Below are 5,272 nucleotides of genomic sequence, written 5' to 3'. Positions count from 1 at the left end.
GCTTTTATCGTCACCCAAGATTATATTGGACCTGAACGCCGAAATGAGAATCGTCCTGGCTGTGCCTCAGCCCCACAAATCATAGTTCCGAATCCGGTCGAGGCGTTAGGGCGAGGCATTCCGATGGAGCAGTATGAATCCAAAAAAGTGAAGCCATCCAAGTTATCGTAAATTACCGTTTAAAAAGTCTTGCTGGAGCCATAATTTTTGAATGTAACTCTTTGGCGGCTGGCGTGCGTGACGGACTGGCTACAAATGAAAGCACTTTTCGCAGCTTAACAAAGCTCGAAAATATTGCTGATGAGGTGGCAGAGAAAATTCGAAAATTTTCTGGAGCCAAATCCTACTCAGTTGAAACCTTCCGAGATAGATGTCGGGAATTGAAGGGTGGGGTGGACAAAATCACCTACGCTGATGTGGAGGAACTTTCAGCATCTGGCAGGAAGGTGTCAGAAAGCTATGTGTTACGCTGAATTATTTAAATACGACTGGAATAAATAAGAATGGCAATCGCAGCATCTTCGTCATTAGATGTTAATGCACTCGTCGCCATCGAAAATGCAGCGACAAGGAAGCTTATTGTTTCCGTGATGCGTGAGTGTGGTTTTGTAGTTCAAGAAGAAACAAAAGATATCAGTCACACCATGCTGCATCTTGAGCATGGGAATGCATCAAATATAAATATTATCCTGTGCGATAAGCTTGGTGGAAGTGGACATCTAAAGATTTTGAAGCATGTCCGTTGGGGGAAGGGGCAGCCACCTCAATCCCTTCCTATAATTGCCCTGGATAATCAGTGGACGGCAGATGAGCTAATCGAGGCAAGAGACGCGGGCATATCCGCCTCGCTTACGCTTCCCATCACCCGCCATACGCTGCAAATGGCGGTCACGGCGACGATGACCAAGCAGAAGGCATTTATTGCTTCGCCGATGTTCCATGGGCCGGACAGGCGTTCTGCCGTCATGAAGAGCTACAAGGGGCCGTTTAGACGGGCTGATGATGCCCAGACCCGCCGCCAAGAAGGCTCCCCGGTAATTGCCCAATCCGTAGCTCAGCGGCAAATCAAAAGTAGTGATCACCACCAAGATGTCGCTTCCAGTTCCTCTTCGGTGGATACGAAGACAGAGATGGGATGGTCTGCGGCGATTGCCACTGGCCGAGAAGATATCGATGAGCAACACCAAAAAATCATAGATTTTCTTAAAATACTTGGGGCTACTTCGAGTGCGGAATATGAAAGAAAGGCTGTGGATGACGTTCTTAATGGTCTTTCAAATTATGTAAAAATGCATTTTATGCACGAAGAGACTCTAATGGACTCCTTTGATTATGACGAGAGAGATAAGCACAAGCGGATTCATTCTGGCTTCGTTGAAAAGCTTGACAGAATAAATCGTGATGATTTCCATAATGGTGGCGGAAGCGAGAAACTGTTCTATATAATTTACAATTGGCTTGTTACGCATATTGTTAGCATAGACCGCGTCATGATCGCCAAGATGAATGGTGAATATGATGCTAATGGTGGTGGCGACCCCGTTCTTAAACAAACTGGCCTCGTAATTGAAAATGCCTACGAGTTGGCCGCAAAAATTATGAACGTTAACTTGCAAACAAGTGCAGTGGCCGATAAAAAACGGAAGACTGCATTGCTTCGTGATATTTCGAAATCTACAGAGAGGCTGATTAACCTTATGGAACTTGCTGATTCCAGGGTGCAGGTAAGTGGATGCTCTAATTTTCAGCTTAAACGGTTGGGCGAGATACGGCATGCACTGACGAAAAGTGCGGATTCTCTGGCCGTGACGGCTGCAAAAAAAATCATACGGCTTTGCGGTGATATTTTGTCCGGCAAGCAGGGCATCCCCCTTGGAATCGGGGATATCTTGCGGCGACAAATGGGCCGGGTGGCAAGCTTGACTGCGGTAATCGGTGGATTGGACGCTATGAGTTCCACCGCAAAGTCCGCAGCAATCGAGGCAAACGAGGTAGCCGGGAAAATCTTGGAAATGGAACTCGGATCAGCCGCGTCTTTGCAGGACTTTGATATTGTCGAAAAATAGCGAAACAGCAACGCCAGCCTTCGAGACGCCCTAATTGCCCTTTGGGCAAACCCAGTCTCTGTAATTCATGTCAAACTTCATAATGTGATTAAACAGCCACATCCTTAAAAATTCACTCATTTCGTTAAGGGATTGACGGTTGACCCTCCTCGACTTCGTGATGAAATAGGCCGAAGCCATTTCCTCAAGCTGAGTCTTCAAAACGCGATGTTCTCTGGCGTGCATGTCAAAATATGGATACATGCACTCTCTTTGTATTTTTTCTTCTCTCTCAAAGTGCTCATGTGTGTAGGCGATTAGCTGCTTCAGCGTCACATGCATCGCAGCTTCATTTTGCCCATCAACTTCCCCTTCTAAGGTTTCGCATATTTTCGCAGTTACCAGGAATTGATTTATTATGCTAATAAGCTTCTTGTGGTCGGCATCAATAATCGGGTGCCCGATCATCATGTCTTGCGTGAGCTTGAGCATATCGTCCTCGCTGCCGATCAAGCCGACATTTCTGGCGGCATCCACCAGCCTACAGTCTATTCCCGTCACTTCCCTTCTTAAATGGGGGTTACACCAGCACTTTCTGAGGTGTTTTGGTCAGGGCTTCAGCAATTCCGGCGGAAAGTGAGCGAAGTGAGACAGGCTTCCTGACAAAAACGGTGACGCCCGCATCCAAAGCCGTTCTCTCGCATTCATCTTCTGTCCTGGCCGTAACCATGACGATTGGAACATCGGCATTAAAGCCATCAAGCCCACCTGAACGGATCAGCTTGGTGCAGGCTATGCCGTCGAGCATGGGCATCATCCAGTCGAGAAAAACGATGTCAGTGCTGCCATCTGTCAAATCGCCGTCTTCAAGGCTGACGATATTGGCGGCACCGAATGCGAGTGTGCCATCCTCCACTTCGATGACATCGCGGCAATGGAAGGAACCCAGAGCGATTCTGATCAGTTCCCGCATCGGCTTAGCGTCATCAACGACCAATGCCCTGCGGATTCGTGGAAACATGGTTTTGACACTTTCATCTTGGTGTCGTTGATTTGCGGCCATCAATCGGCACTTACCATTAAGTACCACGTGCCCCAGAGCACGGCCAAGATATTCCATTATTGCTATTGAATGACTTCAATTAGCAGGAGGACGCCCCTTACTTATTTCCGAGAACCTTTGCCATGGACGCCAGGATGTAGGGCCAGGGATTGACCGGCTGCATGACCGGCCTCAAACGCACCCGCAGCGACCTTTTTCCCCGATGCCCGGCCACGACGCAGGTTTAGGTCCAGCTTGGCGAATTCTGATTCGACGATGGCGTGGCGGACCACCACCAGATCGCGACCACTGCTGACGCGGTTGGCTTCGTCGCGTTCGGCCTTCATGGCGACCAGCTTCTCCCCAATCGACACAGCCATGCCGAACAAGAACGATCCCTTTTCGTCCTTGCCGTAACGGAGAATTCGTTGGGCCAGGGCATATTGGACCCAGGCGGTCTGCATGGCCGTGGCGATCACATCGTAGACGTAATGGGCCATCTCGATGCTGGGGCGAAGACCGAAGAAGACGTACCGGATGCCCTTGTCGTCCTTCTCCCGCCAGACCTTGCAATCGCAATATTCGGCGATGGCCGGGATGCAGGCGGAGATTGGCTGCCGCTGCTTCCTGTTGGTTTCAATGGTGGACTTTTCACACTGCTCTTCGCGGATTTCCAGGTCCGTGATTGATAGATCATGGCGATCAAGCAGTTCGGCCACCTTCGCCGCCGCCGCCAAGGCTTCTTCCTCGGTGCAGCCGTTGGCAATAGTCTTTGCCCGCAATGCCTGGAGCCGGGTCTTCAGTTTTTCAAGATCGGTGGTCATGGCGTCCAGTCCACCTGCATTCCTGGAAGCTGGGAACGGGCGATCAGAATTGTTTCCAGGGCAACGCCTGCCGCCTGGGCCACCTTCTCGACGGTGATGTCCGATTCGAGGACAAAATCCAACACGGCTCCGAGGAAATCGGGATCGGTGATACGGGTGCGAAGTTCGTCGGCACCACTGCCGGTGAAGGACATGAACTGGGTCAGCAATTCGTCATCAGCGACAATTACCGAGACGGCGTGCAAGGCCAGTGTTTCGGCACCTTCACGTCCCAGTTTTGGAATTTTCGGCGGCATTGGGTCGGTGACCAGTTCGGAAAGCGGTTGGTGGCCGCAGTGTAGTTCCGCCGGTCGCCGGGGGAAACGCCGATGTCGTGATGGAATTCAATCGGGGTGCTATGGTTGGCCCGGCATCATGAATGTTGACCAGGATATTTCAGAAGGGCCGCTCCGTGAGCATGAAGTTTCGAAAGACCAATCCCCGGTTTGGCTATCTGGTCGTTTTGATCGTGTTGTGCCTGGGCGTTGCGGGCATCTCCAGCATGGTCACCATTCCCGCTGTCCATGGGTGGTACAAGGATTTGGCTCACCCATCCTTCACGCCGCCTGATGCGGTCTTTGGCCCGGTCTGGACGGCTCTCTACATCATGATGGCTGTGGCGGCCTGGAGGGCTTGGGGGCGTGATCAGTACCAGTGGGATAGCTCATGCATTCGGCTGTTCCTGATCCAGTTGGCGTTGAATTTCGCCTGGAGCTTCCTGTTCTTCAAGTTCCACCTGATCGGTGTGGCGGCGGTCGAGATTGTGGTTCTGGAGATCGCCATCATCGTGACTACGGTGGCATTCTTGATGCGAGACAAGATCGCCGGAATGCTCATGGTTCCATATCTGCTTTGGGTCGGCTTTGCATCGGCTTTAAATATTGGGTTCTGGAGCCTAAATTAACAACATTTTTGCAAATGAAAGTTCTTGTTATGAACTCATCAGCCATTGCCCCAATAGGTTTATTGGTAATATCCAATATTTTCATGACTTTTGCATGGTATGGGCATTTAAAATTCACAGACAGAGCTTTGTGGATTGCTATTGTTGTTAGCTGGCTTATCGCATTTGTGGAGTATTGCTTTGCAGTTCCTGCGAACAGAATCGGCCATGGAACCTATTCGACCGCAGAGCTAAAAACGATGCAGGAGGTTATTACCCTCACCGTGTTTGCCGGATTCTCCGTCTTGTACCTGGGGGAGCGACTGACCATAAATCATGCCATCGGCTTTGCCCTGATCTGTGCAGGTGCGTTCTTTGTATTCAAGAGTCCGATCCAGGTGTAATTCGGAGGTATAAAATAATACGGCATCGTTGTTGC

At 50.3% G+C, this 5,272-nt stretch carries 8 protein-coding genes; 4 read left to right on the top strand and 4 right to left on the bottom strand.

The window, feature by feature from the left end; genetic code table 11:
- The first annotated feature begins 233 nt into the window (after positions 1 to 233).
- Positions 234 to 473 carry a hypothetical protein gene (locus H261_RS25195; protein ID WP_152427073.1) on the top strand — a complete coding sequence of 80 codons (240 nt, stop codon included), beginning with the start codon at positions 234 to 236 and terminating at the stop codon, positions 471 to 473.
- 30 nt (positions 474 to 503) lie between these two features.
- Positions 504 to 2,066 (top strand): hemerythrin family protein, encoded by a 1,563-nt coding sequence (locus H261_RS26305; protein ID WP_235063027.1) that lies wholly within the window; start codon positions 504 to 506, stop codon positions 2,064 to 2,066.
- A gap of 30 nt (positions 2,067 to 2,096) precedes the next feature.
- Here the strand turns inward: H261_RS26305 and H261_RS22315 are convergent, their stop codons facing one another.
- Genes H261_RS22315 through H261_RS22300 form a run of 4 tightly spaced genes read right to left on the bottom strand, consistent with a single transcriptional unit; the run spans position 2,097 to position 4,207 of the window.
- Positions 2,097 to 2,582, bottom strand: a complete 486-nt coding sequence (locus H261_RS22315) for a bacteriohemerythrin (RefSeq protein WP_052004364.1) — start codon at positions 2,580 to 2,582, stop codon at positions 2,097 to 2,099.
- Positions 2,583 to 2,625: 43 nt separating this feature from the next.
- Positions 2,626 to 3,165, bottom strand: coding sequence for a response regulator (locus H261_RS22310; RefSeq protein ID WP_235063026.1), 540 nt, complete (start codon positions 3,163 to 3,165; stop codon positions 2,626 to 2,628).
- 44 nt (positions 3,166 to 3,209) lie between these two features.
- The gene (locus H261_RS22305; RefSeq protein WP_008622327.1) at positions 3,210 to 3,911 is read right to left on the bottom strand and encodes a DUF7168 domain-containing protein; all 702 of its coding nucleotides are present in this window, start codon (positions 3,909 to 3,911) and stop codon (positions 3,210 to 3,212) included.
- Positions 3,908 to 4,207 carry a DUF3572 domain-containing protein gene (locus H261_RS22300; RefSeq protein WP_040477249.1) on the bottom strand — a complete coding sequence of 100 codons (300 nt, stop codon included), beginning with the start codon at positions 4,205 to 4,207 and terminating at the stop codon, positions 3,908 to 3,910. The genes H261_RS22305 and H261_RS22300 overlap by 4 nt, the downstream gene beginning before the upstream one ends.
- A gap of 161 nt (positions 4,208 to 4,368) precedes the next feature.
- Here H261_RS22300 and H261_RS22295 point away from each other — a divergent pair, with 161 nt between their 5' ends.
- Positions 4,369 to 4,854: a TspO/MBR family protein gene (locus tag H261_RS22295; RefSeq protein ID WP_040477255.1), complete on the top strand. Its 486-nt coding sequence runs from the start codon at positions 4,369 to 4,371 to the stop codon at positions 4,852 to 4,854.
- A gap of 14 nt (positions 4,855 to 4,868) precedes the next feature.
- Positions 4,869 to 5,237 (top strand): DMT family protein, encoded by a 369-nt coding sequence (locus H261_RS22290; RefSeq protein ID WP_254432638.1) that lies wholly within the window; start codon positions 4,869 to 4,871, stop codon positions 5,235 to 5,237.
- The last annotated feature ends 35 nt before the right edge of the window (positions 5,238 to 5,272 follow it).

Origin of the sequence: Paramagnetospirillum caucaseum, from assembly GCF_000342045.1 — a bacterium.
Taxonomy (GTDB): domain Bacteria; phylum Pseudomonadota; class Alphaproteobacteria; order Rhodospirillales; family Magnetospirillaceae; genus Phaeospirillum; species Phaeospirillum caucaseum.
The sequence above is the reverse complement of the archived record's forward strand: the minus strand, read 5'-3'. Positions and strand labels throughout refer to the sequence as shown.

What these genes read in the sequence shown, in the direction of transcription:
- H261_RS26305 (WP_235063027.1), top strand. Translation starts at nt 504, where the DNA reads ATGGCAATCGCAGCATCTTCGTCATTAGATGTTAATGCACTCGTCGCC.
- H261_RS22310 (WP_235063026.1), bottom strand. Translation starts at nt 3,165, where the DNA reads ATGGAATATCTTGGCCGTGCTCTGGGGCACGTGGTACTTAATGGTAAG.
- H261_RS22305 (WP_008622327.1), bottom strand. Translation starts at nt 3,911, where the DNA reads ATGACCACCGATCTTGAAAAACTGAAGACCCGGCTCCAGGCATTGCGG.
- H261_RS22300 (WP_040477249.1), bottom strand. Translation starts at nt 4,207, where the DNA reads ATGCCGCCGAAAATTCCAAAACTGGGACGTGAAGGTGCCGAAACACTG.
- H261_RS22295 (WP_040477255.1), top strand. Translation starts at nt 4,369, where the DNA reads ATGAAGTTTCGAAAGACCAATCCCCGGTTTGGCTATCTGGTCGTTTTG.
- H261_RS22290 (WP_254432638.1), top strand. Translation starts at nt 4,869, where the DNA reads ATGAAAGTTCTTGTTATGAACTCATCAGCCATTGCCCCAATAGGTTTA.